The following is a 14,218-nucleotide window of genomic DNA, read 5'->3' as shown; positions in this document are numbered from 1 at the left end:
GCTTCACTTCGCCACCTTCACCGGCCCATCCGCTGCCGCCTCCGACCATTCGCCGACGACGCGGTCGAGGTCGCAGAGATTCTGGTGCATCTGCTCGAGCGAGAAGCCGAGCGCGAAGAAGCGCTCCGCGGTATCGCTGGCGTGGCCGCGGATCAGGCCGTCCTGGCGCACGGCCGCCACCGCCTCGGAATAATGCTGAAGCGCGACGTGAACGGGGTGGATCGGCGGCGCGCCGGCGCCCTCGCGCAAGGCTTCGGCTGACGCCTTCAGGAAGCGGAGGATCGCCGCGCTCACCTCTGCCAGGGGGCCTGCGAGCCTGACCTGTACCTCGGCCGGCAGCGGCACCACGGTGGCGCGGCCGATCATCACGACGTCGTGGCGCAGCCGCAGGATCGTGCGCAGCAGCGGGCCGGTGTCGGGACCGCTCGACAGCCGCGCCGAACGCTCGCGCTCGGCTTCAGTGCCGATCGTGTTCATGCCCACCATGGCGGTGCCGATACCGTCCTGAATCCGATGCAGCGCATCGTTGTCGCGGCCGCGCGTGAGGCCGGCGAGCAGTTCGCCAAAGGCCTCCGCAATCAGATCCAGCAGCTTCGCCGCGCTGGCGCGGATCTGCCGCACCGCGCGCGAGGGCAGCACCAGAAAGGAGACGAGCAGTCCCGTCACCGCGCCGACCGAAACCTCGCAGACGCGGTCGATCGCCGAAGCCAGGGGGTCGGCATGGTGCATCGACGGCAGCACCAGCACGATGACCGCCGTCACCGTCGCGGAGCTCAGATTCGGATAGATCGATGCGATGAAGGCGAGCGGCGCCACGGCCAGCACCAGCAAGCCCAGCAGGCCGAGTTCACTGGAATAGGGAATCAGGATTGCGATCGCGCCGCCATAGATGGCGCCGCCGATCGTGCCGAGCATGTAGTCGCGCGTCGCCTTCAGCGAGCGGCCGACGCTCATCTGGGTCACGATGATCGACGTCAGCACGGCCCAGAGCGGCAACAAAAGGTGAAGCGCGGTGGCGAGCGCATAGGCGCCGGTGGCCGCAACGGTGACCCGGACCGCCAACCCCAATTGCGTCCGGCGCGACCACACCCGGTCGAACAGCTCTCCTGCTGAAATCATCGTCAAACGTCCCGGTCCGATCTCGTCGTGCCAACCAAAAGCATAGCTGATGCCCGCAGCCCTCTGGCTGCTTGAAAGGCAAAATCAGCCCGCCTAACTTGCCGGTCAAAACGAGGAAACACGATGGCCCACGAAACCGCAACGCTCGCCGCCTACGTCGCCAGGCTGAAATTCGCCGACATTCCGGCGGAGGTGCTGGATCGGGCCAAGGTGCTGACGCTGGACTTCCTGGGCAGCGCCATCCGGGCGCGACGCGAGGCCGAATCCACCCCCTCGCTGCTGAAGATGCTGGAAGCACTATCGCTCGACACCAGGGGCGAGGCCACCGTGTTCGGCGATTCCAAGACCTGGACGCCGGCGGTGGCGGCACTGCTCAACGGCGCGCTCGGCCATTCGCTCGATTTCGACGATACCCATGCGGATTCCTCGCTGCATCCGAGCGCGCCGGTGGTTCCGGCCGCCTTCGCCGTCGGCGAGATGGTCGGCGCCTCCGGGCGCGACGTGCTGACGGCGATCGTTGCGGGCTACGAAGTCTGCTGCCGGCTCGGCAATGCGCTCGACCCGACCTCGCATTATGCGCGCGGCTTCCATCCGACCGCGACCGCCGGCACCTATGGCGCGGCCGCGGCGGCGGCGAAACTGTTCGGCCTCTCCGAGGCGCAGGTCATTGCCGCCTTCGGCGTCGCCGGCAGCCAGGCTGCGGGCTCGCTGCAATTCCTTGTCAACGGCGCCTGGAACAAGCGCTACCAGGTCGGCGCCGCCGCGATGAACGGCGTGATCGCAGCGACGTTGGCGCGCAACGATTTCGTCGGCGCGACCGAATCGATCGAAGGCAAGCACGGCCTGCTCGCCGGCTACACCGACGATGCGCATCCCGACAAGGCGGTCGCCGGGCTCGGCAAGACCTACGAGACCATGAAGATCGGCGTAAAGCCCTATCCGAGCTGCCGCTACACCCATGCCGCGATCGACGCGCTGATCGCGATGCGGCGCGAGCACAATCTGACGCCCGACCAGGTCAAGCGCGTCGAGATCGGCCTGCATCGCAACGGTATCACGCTGACCGGCGATGCCGCCACCAAGCGGCATCCGACCTCGATCGTCGGCGGCCAGTTCTCGATGTTCTTCACCGGCGCGCTGGCGCTCGACCAGGGCTCGTTCGGCTGGGACGATTACGCCCGGCTCGGCGATGCCGCAATCGACGCGCTCGCCGACAAGTTCGACGTGGTGCAGGACGACCGGCTCGAAATCGGCCGCACCCATCCGTTCGGCGCCCGCGTCAGCATCACGACTGAAGACGGCGTGCATGAACGGCTCTATGCCGATCCGTCCGGAGAGCCGACTTCGTTCCCGGATGTGCAGGCGATGCAGCAGAAATTCCTGACACTGGCGCGGCCCGTGCTGAACGCACGGGCCGACAGGTTCGCCGACGCGATCATGACGCTGGAGCGGTTCGACCGCGTCGCGGCGGCGACGGAGCTGGGGCGGCAGTAGGCCGCCTAGTTCGCGCCCGCCATCTTCCCCTTCTCGCGCGTGACAGCCACGACATCGCGCACGAGATCGAACACGCCATCAGCTTCCGGCGGGAAGTTCGGCGAACGACCGAGGCGCACGATCACAAGCTTCTCCGAGGGAATGATGATCGTGTATTGCCCGATCGTGCCCTTGGCGAAGAAGGCATCGCGCGGCCAGCCGTGCCTGATGCGGAACTTCGCGCCAAAGCTGTCGCCCTGATTGGTCCAGAAGCCGGCGCCGATGCCGACCCAGGCGTTTGGCGTGGCAGACGCAGAATAATTCACCCAGCCCTCTGGCAGGATGCGCTTGCCGCCGACAACGCCGTCGTCGAGATAGAGCTGGCCGAACCGCGCCCAATCGCGCGCGGAGGCCAGCATCTCGCCGGACCCCTCGATCGTGCCTGAGGCGTCGAGCTGAAGCGTGACGTTGTTCATGCCGAGCGGCGCGAACAATTCACGGCGCGCGAAGGCAAGCGCATCGGCAGGCTTGCCGCCGGCGGCGTTGCGGATGAGATGCGCCACGATGATGATGTTGCCGTCGTGATAATTCCACGCCGTGCCCGGTGCTGTCGCAAGCGGCGCGCGCTCGGCGAAGCCAGCCATATCGTCCTCGGCATATTTCATGGTGTTGACGGGTTCGAGCACGGAGCCAAGCTTGGCCTCCAACGAGCTGCCGAGCGCAATGCCGGCGGTGTGGCGCAGCAACTGGTCGACGGTAATTGCATGGCGCGGATCCTCGGGATTCTGCCATGCGGCGATCGGCGCGGGCCCGTCGAGCTTCAGCCTGCCTTGGCGCACCAGAATGCCTGTCAGCGCCGAGGTCACCGACTTCGTCATGGAGAAACCGAGCAGCTCCGTCTCCGGCCCGATGCCGTCGGCATAGCGCTCGGCAATGATGCGGCCGGCCTTCATGACCACGATCGCGCGGGTGCGGCGATAGGGCGGCTGCGCGGGCTCGGCGAAAGCGCGGTCGAGCGCGGCGGCGAGGCCCTCGCTTTGCGGGGCGACAAGTCCCGGGCCGGCGATCTCGGGCAGCAACGCAGGCTGCTTGTCGTCGGATGGCAATGCGACATTGGCGATCCCCTGCCCGTGTTCCAGCGTGCAACCGAGCCCCTCGCGATAGACGGCGTGGCTGCGGCCGATCCCAAACAGGGACACCGTGACATCCTTGCGGACGCGATCGACCTGAAGATCCATCGCCCAGGTCAAAAGACCCGCACCCGGCATCGCATCGGTGGTCTCGGCGAGGTCGCGCCTGACATCGAGGCCGGAGACGAAAATGTCCGAACAGAGCGTATGGGCGATGAAGCCGGTGGCAACTTTGGGCACGTCGCGGGCGCGCGCCGCGCCGAGCGCGAGACCGGCACAGGCGATGGCGGTGGTGAGGAGGAGGATCTTGCGGCGGCGGTTCACGGGCTTTCTCCGGCTTCGGGGCGAATGCGAGGGAGCAAGCCGGAGGCGGGCGATGTGCGCTCGCCGGATTTGGAAATCGGCCTCGTCTAAACTGATCGGGGCTGGTCGATTTCGGAATTCTTACGTGATTTCAGAGACCTAAAATCTAGGCCGCGTCGGCCTTGAGCCGGCGATACTCCGTCGGCGTCACGCCGGTCACTGCTTTGAAGGCGCGGTTGAATGGCCCCAAGGACTGGAAGCCGGCGTCCATCGCGATGGTCGTGACGGGAACCTCGGCCTGGGCGGGATCGGCCAGCGCGGCCTTGGCTTCCTCGATGCGGTGGTTGTTCAGGAACACATTGAAGTTGCGGTAGCCGAGCCGCTGGTTGATCAGCCGCCGCAGCCGGTATTCCGGAATTTTCAGCCGGCCGGCCAGCACGCCGATGGTGATGTTCTCCTGGCGATAGATCCGCTCGTCTCCCATCAGCCGCATCAGGGCGTCGATGAGCTTTTGATCGGCGGCGTCATCGGCGGCCGGCTGACTGAAAACGCCAGCCGGCGCGGGCTCCGCCGCGGCCGGGAACAGATCCGTTCCGTCAACGCGCATCATGGCATAGACGATCGCCGCGACGGTCAGGGCAAGTGCGCCGGCATTGATGGTTTCGGCGACATCGCCGACGCGGTAGCCCGCGACGGCGATCTGGAGTACCGCGTTCAGCCCGCCATAGAGCGCGATGGCGCTGACGATGAAGACGCGAACGCGGCGGCGGCGCTCGACGAGATCAGCCGGCCAGGAGGCGATCATCTGTCCGACCGCAAGCGCGATGAAGCCGAGCACGATCAGATTGACCATCATCACCGAGAACCGCACATGGCCACTGGGTGCAATCCAGACGCAGCCCGCGAAGCTGAAGGCCGCGACCGCCGCCCAGATCAGACCGTGCCACCAGCGGAGGCGAAACTCGTCATCGAACAGGGCGCGCGTGAACAGCCAGAACATCACAATGGTCCCGGTCGATATTGCGATCAGCGGTGCATGCCAGAGCGGGACCCGCGACGTGACATCCAGTGAATAGCTCACGGCGTGCGCAATCGTACCCAGCACGAAGGCCGCGCCGAGACGGGCCGCAAGTACATTGCGAAAATCATGCAGCAGCGACGCCGCCAGCACCGATAGCAGCGCGACGCTGGCCGCGCGAAAAGCGAGGTCGAGGGCGGCAAGGGTCATCGGCTGGAGCCAACGGTCGCGGTTTCGGTCGGTCGAACATCGTTCGTTGGCCACATTTTTTCAAGATCCATCCATGCCACTACTGTCATCGCCCGCCTTCGCGGGCGATGACACCGAATGTGCGGCGCGATTGCCGACCTGCAACGGCGCCCTATGTCGCGACGCCGATGCGAAATTCTGCTACGATTGAGCCCAAGAAAGTCAACAGGAGTCCACCATGAGCTGGCAACCCTCGAACGACCCCGTGCTCGGCGATCCCATGTCCTGCGATGCGCTCGATCTCGTCATCGTCCCGCGCACGCGCGATCTCGGCGATGGGTTCGCGGTGCGGCGCGCGCTTCCGCATGGCAAGCGGCAGATGGTCGGGCCCTTCATCTTCTTCGATCATTTCGGCCCGGTGCAGTTCGTCTCCGGCAAGGGCATGGACGTACGGCCGCATCCGCATATCGGCCTGGCCACCGTCACCTATCTGTTCGACGGGTCCATCATGCACCGCGACAGCGAGGGCAATGTGCAGGAGATCGCACCCGGCGCGATGAATCTGATGACAGCCGGCCGCGGCATCGCCCATTCCGAGCGCACCCCAGACGCGCAGCGCGCCTCGGGGCAGAAGATGCTCGGCCTGCAAAGCTGGATCGCGCTGCCTGAGGGCTCCGAGGAGATCGATCCCTCGTTCCAGCATTATGCGGCGGGCGATCTGCCGATGATCTCGGAGCGCGATTTTACCGCACGGGTGATCGCGGGCTCGTCGTTCGGCATCGCCTCGCCCGTCACAATGGTGTCGCCCTGGTTCTACACCGAGGTCACGGCCGTGGCCGGCGCGAGTGTCCCGCTCGATCCCGATCATGAGGAGCGCGCGATCTACGTGGTCGACGGCGAGGTCGAGATCGCGAACGAGCGCTACGAGGGGCCGCGGCTGCTGATTTTCCGGCCCGGCGACCGCATCACCGTGAAGGCGCTGAAGGCGACGCGGATGATGTTTCTCGGCGGCGATGCATTGGAAGGCCCGCGCCACATCTGGTGGAATTTCGTCTCGTCCAGCAAGGAGCGGATCGAGCAGGCCAAGCAGGACTGGAAAACCGGCCGCTTCGCCGCGGTTCCTCAGGAACATGAGTTCATTCCGCTGCCGGAATAGGCTAATCCGGCTTTCGGCCGTGCCATCAGTCGCGGCTGGATATCCTTTCCGAAAGCCAAGTCTGCGAAAGCTCTGCTATGACCGCCATGCTCTCCAGCGACCTGCCCCTGACCAAGATCGGCCGCGGCAAGGTGCGCGATATCTATGCCGTCGACGACGACCGCCTGCTGCTTCTCACCACCGACCGCATCAGCGCCTTCGACGTCGTGATGGCCGAGACCATCCCGATGAAAGGCGCGGTCCTCACGCAGATCAGCGCGTACTGGTTTGGCAAGCTCGAAGGCATCGTGCCGCATCACATGATCAGCGCCGACACGGACGAGATCATCGCGGCCGTGCCGGCATTGAAGCCCCACCGCGACGAGATCCTCGGCCGCGCCATGCTGTCCCGCCGCACCACCGTGTTTCCGATCGAATGCGTGATCCGCGGCTATCTCTCGGGCTCGGCGTGGAAGGAATATGCGGCGAGCGGTACGCTGGCGGGCGAGACATTGAAACCCGGCCTCGTCGAGAGCGAGAAGCTCGAGCCCGCGATCTTCAGCCCGGCGACCAAGGCCGAGACCGGCCATGACGAGAACATCACCATCGCGAAGATGCGCGAGGTCGTCGGCGACGACGTCGCCTACACGCTCGAAAGCATGACGCGCGCGATCTACACGCTGGGCGAAGAGCTGGCACGCGAGCAGGGCATCATCATCGCCGACACCAAGTTCGAGTTCGGCCGCGACAAGGACGGCCGCATCATCCTGATCGACGAAGTGATGACGCCGGATTCGTCACGCTTCTGGGCGGTCGATGCCTATAAGCCCGGCCAGCCGCAGGCCAGCTTCGACAAGCAGCCCCTGCGCGACTATCTCGACGTCGAGCGCCGCGCCGGCCGCTGGAACGGCGATGCTCCGCCGCCGCCATTGCCGGCGAGCGTGGTGGAGGCGACGAGCGAGCGGTACCTGGAGGCATATCGGCGGGTGACGGGGAGAGAGCTGGAGATCTAGCTCAGCCGCTGCCGAGAATTCCGTCATTGCGAGCGCTGCAAGCAAATCCAGACTGTCTCCATAGCGTGACTCTGGATTGCTTCGTCGCAAGAGCTCCTCGCAATGACGTGGAGAGACCGGCGCGCCTCTCCAGAAGCGTTGGCTGCCAAGCCCTCTGGTGTCGTTCCGGCCTCGCCGGGACGACGCCAATTTCGGTTTTCCCCTCAACCATTTGATTGACCGTTCACACCCGGAGCCCGCCAGAACTGTCGGATACTTCATATTTGCAAGAATCCTGTTGCGCTAGGCTCGCACTCGTCTACCTCTCCGGGCGGGAATTTTCATGAGCGAGTGTCACAGCGTGACCGATCCTGCTATTGGCTTTGAACCGGTCACCGGGGTCAGCCCGTCCGTCAAGCGTGCGCTGAATGACATTCTGGGTGGCGGCGCGGCGAGCATTCTCACCGTCACGTTCGGACTGTCCTATGCGCTGCTGATCTTTGCCGGGCCGCTCTCGGCTCACCTGTCCTACGGCATCGCCGCGACCTTCATCAGTTCCGCGGTGCTTGCGCTCGTGATCGGGCTCGGCAGCTCCCTGCCCTTCGCGATCGCCGCCCCCGACAGTTCGACGGCTGCCGTCACGGGAATCCTGGCAGCCTCGCTGGTCGAGCACATCGAAGCTGCCAATCCGTCGGCGCCGCTGCTCTCGCCGGTCCTGATCACGCTCAGCCTGTCGACCGTGCTGACCGGAATCGTGCTGTGCGGGCTGGGGCTGACGCGGATGGGGCGCGCCATCCGTTACGTGCCTTATCCCGTGGTCGGCGGCTTCCTCGGCGCCACGGGCCTCCTCATTGCGCTCGGTGCGATCAGGGTCATCACCAACATGCCGGTGCAGCTTGCGACGCTGCCCGGCTTCGCCAACGGCACCACGATGCTGGAGCTCGGTGCCGCCTGCACCATGGCGCTGGTGCTGTACCTGACCTGGCATCGCTCGCGGAATCCGTTCGCCCTGCCGATCATCCTGGTTGGCGGCGTGATCACGGCGCACCTGGCGTTCTGGATCTCGGGTGTCTCGCTCGATACCGCCCATAGTCTGGGCTGGACGTTTCAGCCGCCGCCGCGGGCGGCGTTCATGCTGCCCTGGCACGCCGACGAGATCACCCGCTATCCCTGGTTTGCCGTGCCCGACCTGCTCGGCAATCTCGTCGCCGTCATCTTCGTCACCGCATCGAGCACGCTGTTCAACACCACAGGCATCGAGGTCGCGGTGCATCGCGAGGCCAATCTCGAGCGCGAGCTGAACGTCACGGGCGCGGCCAACATCCTCACCGGCGTGCTCGGCGGCTACACTGGCTGCAGCTCGATCAGCCGCACCATCCTCAATTTCTCCAGCGGCGGCCGCGGCCGGCTGTCGGGCCTGACCGCCGCGGCACTGTCGCTGCTGATGCTCGGGCTCGCGCCGGAGCTGCTCGGCTTCATCCCGAAATTCGTGCTCGGCGGCCTCTTGCTCTATCTCGGTGCCGATCAACTGCACAAATGGATCATCGAATCCCGCAAGCGGCTGTCGAAGCTCGAATATCTGTCGCTGGTGGCCATTATTTTCATCATCGTCGCCTGGGGTTTCGTGCCGGGCATTTTGATCGGCGTCATCATCGGCTGCGCGACCTTTGCGTTCAGCGCGGCGCGGGTGGAATCGATCAAGTACAGTTTTGACGGATCCGAATACCGCTCCTCGCTCGATCGCTCGCGCGACGACCAGGAGGTGCTGCTGGCCCATGGCGGCAAGATCCAGGGCCTCAACCTCCAGAGCTACCTGTTCTTCGGCTCCGCCAACCGGCTCTACCAGCACGTCAAGCGGTTGCTGCAGGAGCGCCCGGAATGCCGCTATTTGCTGTTCGATTTCAAGCTCGTCACCGGCGTCGATTCCTCGGCCGCCTACAGCTTCGCCCAGATCAAGCGCAGCGCCGCCGAGCTCGGCGTCGAGCTGATCCTGGTGCACCTGTCGGCCGCGGCCGAGAAGGTGCTGCGCTCCAGCGACTTTATCGGCGAGGGGGTCACCATCATCGGCGAGCTCGATCACGCGCTGGAATGGTGCGAGAACGAGATCATCGCGCAGCACCAGGGGCTGGCGCGGGAAGAAGCCAGCCTGCGCGACTGGTTCGCGAGCATCTTGGACAGCGAGGACGATGCCGACGAGCTGATCCGGCGCTGCCAGCGCATCGAGGTCGAAGCCGGCGAGATCATCGTGCGGGCCGGCGAAGCAGCCGATTCCATGCACTTCATCCTCGAAGGCCGCGTCGGCATCATGGTTCCCGCCGATGACGACCGCACCACGCGCGTCCGCAGCCTCGGGCGCTACACCACGATCGGCGAGATGGGCCTGGTGTCACGGACACCGCGCAGCGCCACCATCCAGGCCGAGGTCGACAGCGTGCTCTACGTGCTGAACACGCACCAGTTCGACGCCATCAAGCAGGAAGACCCCGCGCTCAGCCACAAGCTGCTGACCTATTTCGTATCGGTCATGGCCGAGCGGCTGACATTCGCCAACCGGACGATTGCGGTGCTCAGGCGATAGGAGTGATCGCATTCTGGCGTCACATGAGCTCTGCTGACCAGGCTTCATGTCGGATAGCGAACGAGGCTCCCTTCTTCGACAGCCGCGCGAATCCCGGAAAATTCAGGTGCATTCCAGCGATCAGCTCTCCGGTCGCGGACACGCGCTCCAGCATTTTCTTTCGGGTCGCACTGGCGGCTTGCTGATCCGCATCGAACGCAATGGTCACTTCCGGCCTCGTCACCTGGATATCCGGATAGTGAACGATGTCCCCCCAGATCAGCAGGGATGCACCGCTGCTCTCGATACGATAGCCGCTATGGCCGGGGGTGTGGCCGGGGAGATGTTCGATCACGATATCAGGCGCGACTTGCCCTGCACCGACTGTCCGGCATCGCACGCCATAGGCCTCGAAGACCGCGCGGGCGACTTGGAAGAACGGCTTCATCATATCCGGCGCCCGGTTGAGATTCGCGTCATCCGTCCAGAAGGCGAATTCGGCATCGTGCATCACGAGCTCGGCGTTCGGAAACAGGGGCGCCGACGGCAAGGCACCGACGAGGCCTCCGATGTGATCCGGATGGGCATGGGTCAGGAGTATCTGGTCGATGGCGAGCGAATCGACGTTGGCTGCGGCAAGCGAGGTGTGCAGCCGGCCACCCCAGCCATTGATGCCGCCGCCACCGCCATCAACCAGGATGGTCCGGCCCTTTCCCTCGATCAGATAGGTACTGACGGTCATTGCGGATGACCGGGGACGCCCCGCCGCCACCGTCATGTTCATGGCCTCTTCAGGCCCCACTCCGGACAGGAGCTCGAACGGCGCGACGATGAAGCCGTCGACGATTGCGGTGACGATGTAGTCGCCGATTTTCCGTCGGTTCAGACCGACGGCCTGCCATTGATTCGAATTGGTCATGCCAAGGTTCTTCATTGCACTGCAAGGGTGTCACGCACCATCGCGTCCAGGCTGCTCGCGGTGACTCCCAGCAGTGTCTCCGTGTCGCCTGCGTCAAGCAGAAGCGGCTTTTCGAACAAGTAGGACATCTCGACGGCTTCGCCGAAGCCGATGCCTTCGAGGTCGGCCGAAGTGAGGCGAAGCAGCTTTGGATTATCGATCTTCAGCGCGACCGCGAATCCTTTCACCAATTCGCGCACGGATGCCGATTGCGACGGCACGTGAAAGGCGCGCCCCCACTCACCGGTGTAGCGTGACGCTGCGACCAGGGTCTTCGCGGTATCCTTGGTGAAGCTCCACGCATGCGCCGCATCGGGATCGCCGAGGAAAGAGACCGGCTCGTTCTTGAGCAGCGACGGCAGGGCCAGCAGCGAAAAATACGTGACCGCGCCGTTGCCCAGATAGTCGCTTGCGCGGACCTCGATGGCAGGAACGTTCGATCGCCGCGCACGCTGCCACATGATGTGCCTGACAGTGCCCTTTCGGCTGGTCGGGTCCGGCTCGATATCCGCAGTGAGAGGCCCTGCAGTTCTCGCGCCATAGCCATAGACATTCCCGGCAACGAGCAGTCTGGCGCCAACTTGCTCGGCCGCCTTGACCGTTCCATCCATGATGGGGAAAAAATCGGTCGGCCATCGATGATAGGCCGCCATCGCGCACATGAAGATCGCATCCGCGCCCTTGGCTAATGCAGCCAGCTGCGCGACATCGGTGGCATCCGACGACACGGTACGCACATCCCCTGCGTCGATTGACCCGGCATTCCTGCTGGTGAGGATGACGCTATGTCCCTCCGCTGCCAGAAGGCGAGCGGTTTCGCGGCCAACCGGGCCAGCTCCGACAATCACATAGTGGCTCACTTGACGTCCTCGTTCGTCACGAAACGGCAGATGAGTTGTTTGACGCTTGAGCCGTTGAAAATCGCGCACGATGCGCCAAATACCGAGCACGTTCCGCCAAGCCAGTTTGGAGCCCGGCCATGCGCGCGAGATCGAGTTCAGCGTCATCATCGGTCGGCGGCATCGCCGCAGCCACGCGAACGGAGGCCGATCCTGATGCCCTCGAACCGATCGGCGATCACCGGATCATCATCCATCTCACACCCACCATGCGCTCCCGTTGCCTCGCCACGGGCGAAGCGCATTTGCGTCGCGCCGGCGATATCGATCTGATCCCATCGGGCACGGTTGCAGGCTTCGTTGCAGAGACGCCCTACCGGTCGTTCCAGATCCGACTCGCGCCCGGCATGCTCGATCATGCGGCATCCCGGGCGGGGCGATTGACGTCAGTCCGGCTTGGTACGCATCACATGCTGCGAAATGACCGCATCATCCTGCTCGGGCAGGCGCTCGAAAGCGACATCCAGGCGGGCTCGCCGAGCGGTCCGCTGTTCGCCGAGAATGTCGGAATGGCCCTGGCGGTCGAACTGCTTGGGCTGACAGACGATGCGCCGCCTCGCACCACGCGTCTCTCCGAGGCGCAACTCCAGAGAATCGCCGCCTATGTCGACCAGAATCTGGACCAGCCGCTCACCGTCGACATTCTCTGCCGCCAGGCCGGCGTCAGCAGCTCGCACTTGAGGACGTGGTTCAAGGCGGCCACGGGCCTCACTGTGCACCGCTACGTCCTGCAGCGACGACTGGCGCATGCGCGCCGGCTCCTCCTGCAGGGCGATCGCAAGCTCAGCGACATCGCCCTGGAGGCCGGCTTCGCCCATCAGTCCCATCTGGCCAAATGGATGCGGATAGAGCTTGGATACAGTCCTGCCGAGTTGCGCCGAAGCAGGAGCTGATGGGGCCCTCACACCCCCGCCATCATCACGTATTTGATCTCGACATATTCTTCCATGCCGTGACGCGAGCCTTCGCGCCCCAAGCCGCTTTCCTTGACGCCGCCGAACGGCGCGACTTCGGTGGTGATGAGGCCGGTGTTGACGCCGACCATGCCCGACTCCAGCGCTTCGGCGACGCGCCAGACGCGGCCGAGATCGCGGGAGTAGAAATAGGAGGCAAGGCCGAACGGCGAGGCATTGCACATGGCGATGACGTCGGCTTCGTCCTTGAAGCGGATGACGGGCGCGAGCGGGCCGAAGGTCTCTTCCTGCGCCACCAGCGAGTCCGGCTTGACGTCGGCAAGCACCGTGGGCTCGAAGAAGGAACGCCCGAGCTCGCTGCGCTTGCCGCCGGTGACGACCTTGGCGCCGCGCTTGACGGCATCGGCAATGTGACGCTCGACCTTGTCGATCGCCTTCATGTTGATCAGCGGCCCTTGCGTGACACCGGCTTCCGTGCCGTCGCCGACCTTCATCGCCGCGACCTTCGCCGACAGCTTCTTGACGAACTCGTCGTAGATCTTGTCCTGGGCGTAGATGCGGTTGGCGCAGACGCAGGTCTGGCCCATGTTGCGATATTTCGAGACGATCGCGCCTTCGACCGCGGCATCGATATCGGCATCGTCGAACACCACGAACGGCGCATTGCCGCCGAGCTCGAGGCCGAGCCGCTTCACGCCGACCGAAGCCTGCTGGTATAGGATCTTGCCGACGGCGGTCGAGCCGGTGAAGCCGACGAAGCGCACCGCCGGATGCTCGCACAGCACCTTGCCGATTGGCGGCGCATCACCGGTGATGATGTTGAGCACGCCCTTCGGGATACCAGCCTTGTCGGCGAGCACGGCCAGCGCCAAGGCCGAGAGCGGCGTCTCGTTGGCGGGCTTGAGCACCACGGTGCAGCCGGCCGCCAGCGCCGGCGACACTTTGCGCGTGATCATGGAGTTGGGGAAGTTCCACGGGGTGATGGCGCCGCAGACGCCGATCGGCTGCTTGATCGCGAGCAGCCGCGCATCGGGCCGCTGCGTCGGAATGGTCTCGCCATAGACGCGGCGGGCTTCCTCCGCGAAGAACTCGATATAGGCGGCGCCGATATCGACCTCGCCGAGCGCTTCCGACAGCGGCTTGCCCTGCTCGGAGGTGAGGATCAGCGCGAGGTCTTCACGGTTGGCGATGATCAGCTCGAACCATTTGCGCAGGATGTTGGAGCGCTGCTTGGCGGTGTGCTTGGCCCAGCCAGGGAAGGCGCGCTGGGCGGCTTCGACCGCGCGGGTGGTGTCGTCAGCACCAAGCTGCGGCACCTTTGCGAGCTCGACGCCGGTGGCGGGATTGTTGATGGCGAACACCGGCGTGCCGACCCAGGCGCCATCGATGTAGCAGGCCTCCTTCAGCAGCGACGGGTCCTTCAACCGGTCGCGCAGGGTGGCGGTGGGGTGCTGGGCGCGTGCGGCGGCGGGCGGGGTCATGGCGTTACTCCCTAGGCGATCATCGGGGGCGATCGGATCGGCCGGAATAT

General features: G+C 65.0%; 11 protein-coding genes. 5 read left to right on the top strand and 6 right to left on the bottom strand.

All coding sequences use genetic code 11. The annotated features are described in order from the left end of the window. Window positions 1–3: 3 nt before the first annotated feature. The gene (locus G8O24_RS12225; protein WP_188099505.1) at window positions 4–1,119 is read right to left on the bottom strand and encodes an FUSC family protein; all 1,116 of its coding nucleotides are present in this window, start codon (window positions 1,117–1,119) and stop codon (window positions 4–6) included. A 123-nt stretch (window positions 1,120–1,242) separates the two neighbouring features. Here G8O24_RS12225 and G8O24_RS12220 point away from each other — a divergent pair, with 123 nt between their 5' ends. Continuing rightward, window positions 1,243–2,613, top strand: coding sequence for an MmgE/PrpD family protein (locus G8O24_RS12220; protein ID WP_188099503.1), 1,371 nt, complete (start codon window positions 1,243–1,245; stop codon window positions 2,611–2,613). A gap of 5 nt (window positions 2,614–2,618) precedes the next feature. On the opposite strand, the gene G8O24_RS12215 is transcribed toward G8O24_RS12220, so the two are convergent. Together G8O24_RS12215 and G8O24_RS12210 are read right to left on the bottom strand one after the other, a co-directional pair. Beyond that, a complete protein-coding gene (locus tag G8O24_RS12215) occupies window positions 2,619–4,046 on the bottom strand; it encodes a serine hydrolase domain-containing protein (RefSeq protein WP_188099501.1) in 1,428 nt (475 codons plus the stop codon). Between the two features lie 145 nt (window positions 4,047–4,191). Beyond that, on the bottom strand, window positions 4,192–5,253 hold the full coding sequence (locus tag G8O24_RS12210; protein WP_188099499.1) for an AraC family transcriptional regulator: 1,062 nt from the start codon (window positions 5,251–5,253) through the stop codon (window positions 4,192–4,194). A 217-nt stretch (window positions 5,254–5,470) separates the two neighbouring features. Here G8O24_RS12210 and G8O24_RS12205 point away from each other — a divergent pair, with 217 nt between their 5' ends. From G8O24_RS12205 to G8O24_RS12195, 3 genes are all read left to right on the top strand, one after another. Continuing rightward, window positions 5,471–6,388: a pirin family protein gene (locus tag G8O24_RS12205; protein ID WP_188099497.1), complete on the top strand. Its 918-nt coding sequence runs from the start codon at window positions 5,471–5,473 to the stop codon at window positions 6,386–6,388. Between the two features lie 77 nt (window positions 6,389–6,465). Further along, the gene (locus tag G8O24_RS12200; protein ID WP_188099495.1) at window positions 6,466–7,380 is read left to right on the top strand and encodes a phosphoribosylaminoimidazolesuccinocarboxamide synthase; all 915 of its coding nucleotides are present in this window, start codon (window positions 6,466–6,468) and stop codon (window positions 7,378–7,380) included. A 340-nt stretch (window positions 7,381–7,720) separates the two neighbouring features. Then, window positions 7,721–9,937, top strand: a complete 2,217-nt coding sequence (locus G8O24_RS12195; RefSeq protein WP_188099599.1) for an SLC26A/SulP transporter family protein — start codon at window positions 7,721–7,723, stop codon at window positions 9,935–9,937. A gap of 19 nt (window positions 9,938–9,956) precedes the next feature. Here the strand turns inward: G8O24_RS12195 and G8O24_RS12190 are convergent, their stop codons facing one another. Continuing rightward, window positions 9,957–10,835 carry an MBL fold metallo-hydrolase gene (locus tag G8O24_RS12190; protein WP_188099492.1) on the bottom strand — a complete coding sequence of 293 codons (879 nt, stop codon included), beginning with the start codon at window positions 10,833–10,835 and terminating at the stop codon, window positions 9,957–9,959. An 11-nt stretch (window positions 10,836–10,846) separates the two neighbouring features. Further along, entirely contained in the window at window positions 10,847–11,884 is a 1,038-nt protein-coding gene (locus G8O24_RS12185; protein ID WP_244645828.1) for an NAD(P)H-binding protein, read from the bottom strand. Here G8O24_RS12185 and G8O24_RS12180 point away from each other — a divergent pair. After that, on the top strand, window positions 11,854–12,666 hold the full coding sequence (locus tag G8O24_RS12180) for a helix-turn-helix transcriptional regulator (protein WP_188099489.1): 813 nt from the start codon (window positions 11,854–11,856) through the stop codon (window positions 12,664–12,666). The genes G8O24_RS12185 and G8O24_RS12180 overlap by 31 nt on opposite strands. 8 nt (window positions 12,667–12,674) lie before the next feature. Here G8O24_RS12180 and G8O24_RS12175 read toward each other — a convergent pair whose 3' ends face one another. Then, window positions 12,675–14,168, bottom strand: coding sequence for an NAD-dependent succinate-semialdehyde dehydrogenase (locus tag G8O24_RS12175; RefSeq protein WP_188099488.1), 1,494 nt, complete (start codon window positions 14,166–14,168; stop codon window positions 12,675–12,677). Between the last annotated feature and the right edge of the window lie 50 nt (window positions 14,169–14,218).

It is taken from the genome of Bradyrhizobium campsiandrae (genome assembly GCF_014529705.1).
GTDB lineage: Bacteria > Pseudomonadota > Alphaproteobacteria > Rhizobiales > Xanthobacteraceae > Bradyrhizobium > Bradyrhizobium campsiandrae.
The sequence above is the reverse complement of the archived record's forward strand: the minus strand, read 5'-3'. Positions and strand labels throughout refer to the sequence as shown.

Coding starts and splice junctions, on each gene's coding strand:
- G8O24_RS12185 (WP_244645828.1), bottom strand. CDS start 11,884: ATGATGACGCTGAACTCGATCTCGCGCGCATGGCCGGGCTCCAAACTG.
- G8O24_RS12190 (WP_188099492.1), bottom strand. CDS start 10,835: ATGACCAATTCGAATCAATGGCAGGCCGTCGGTCTGAACCGACGGAAA.
- G8O24_RS12220 (WP_188099503.1), top strand. CDS start 1,243: ATGGCCCACGAAACCGCAACGCTCGCCGCCTACGTCGCCAGGCTGAAA.
- G8O24_RS12210 (WP_188099499.1), bottom strand. CDS start 5,253: ATGACCCTTGCCGCCCTCGACCTCGCTTTTCGCGCGGCCAGCGTCGCG.
- G8O24_RS12225 (WP_188099505.1), bottom strand. CDS start 1,119: ATGATTTCAGCAGGAGAGCTGTTCGACCGGGTGTGGTCGCGCCGGACG.
- G8O24_RS12180 (WP_188099489.1), top strand. CDS start 11,854: ATGCGCGCGAGATCGAGTTCAGCGTCATCATCGGTCGGCGGCATCGCC.
- G8O24_RS12175 (WP_188099488.1), bottom strand. CDS start 14,168: ATGACCCCGCCCGCCGCCGCACGCGCCCAGCACCCCACCGCCACCCTG.
- G8O24_RS12205 (WP_188099497.1), top strand. CDS start 5,471: ATGAGCTGGCAACCCTCGAACGACCCCGTGCTCGGCGATCCCATGTCC.
- G8O24_RS12200 (WP_188099495.1), top strand. CDS start 6,466: ATGACCGCCATGCTCTCCAGCGACCTGCCCCTGACCAAGATCGGCCGC.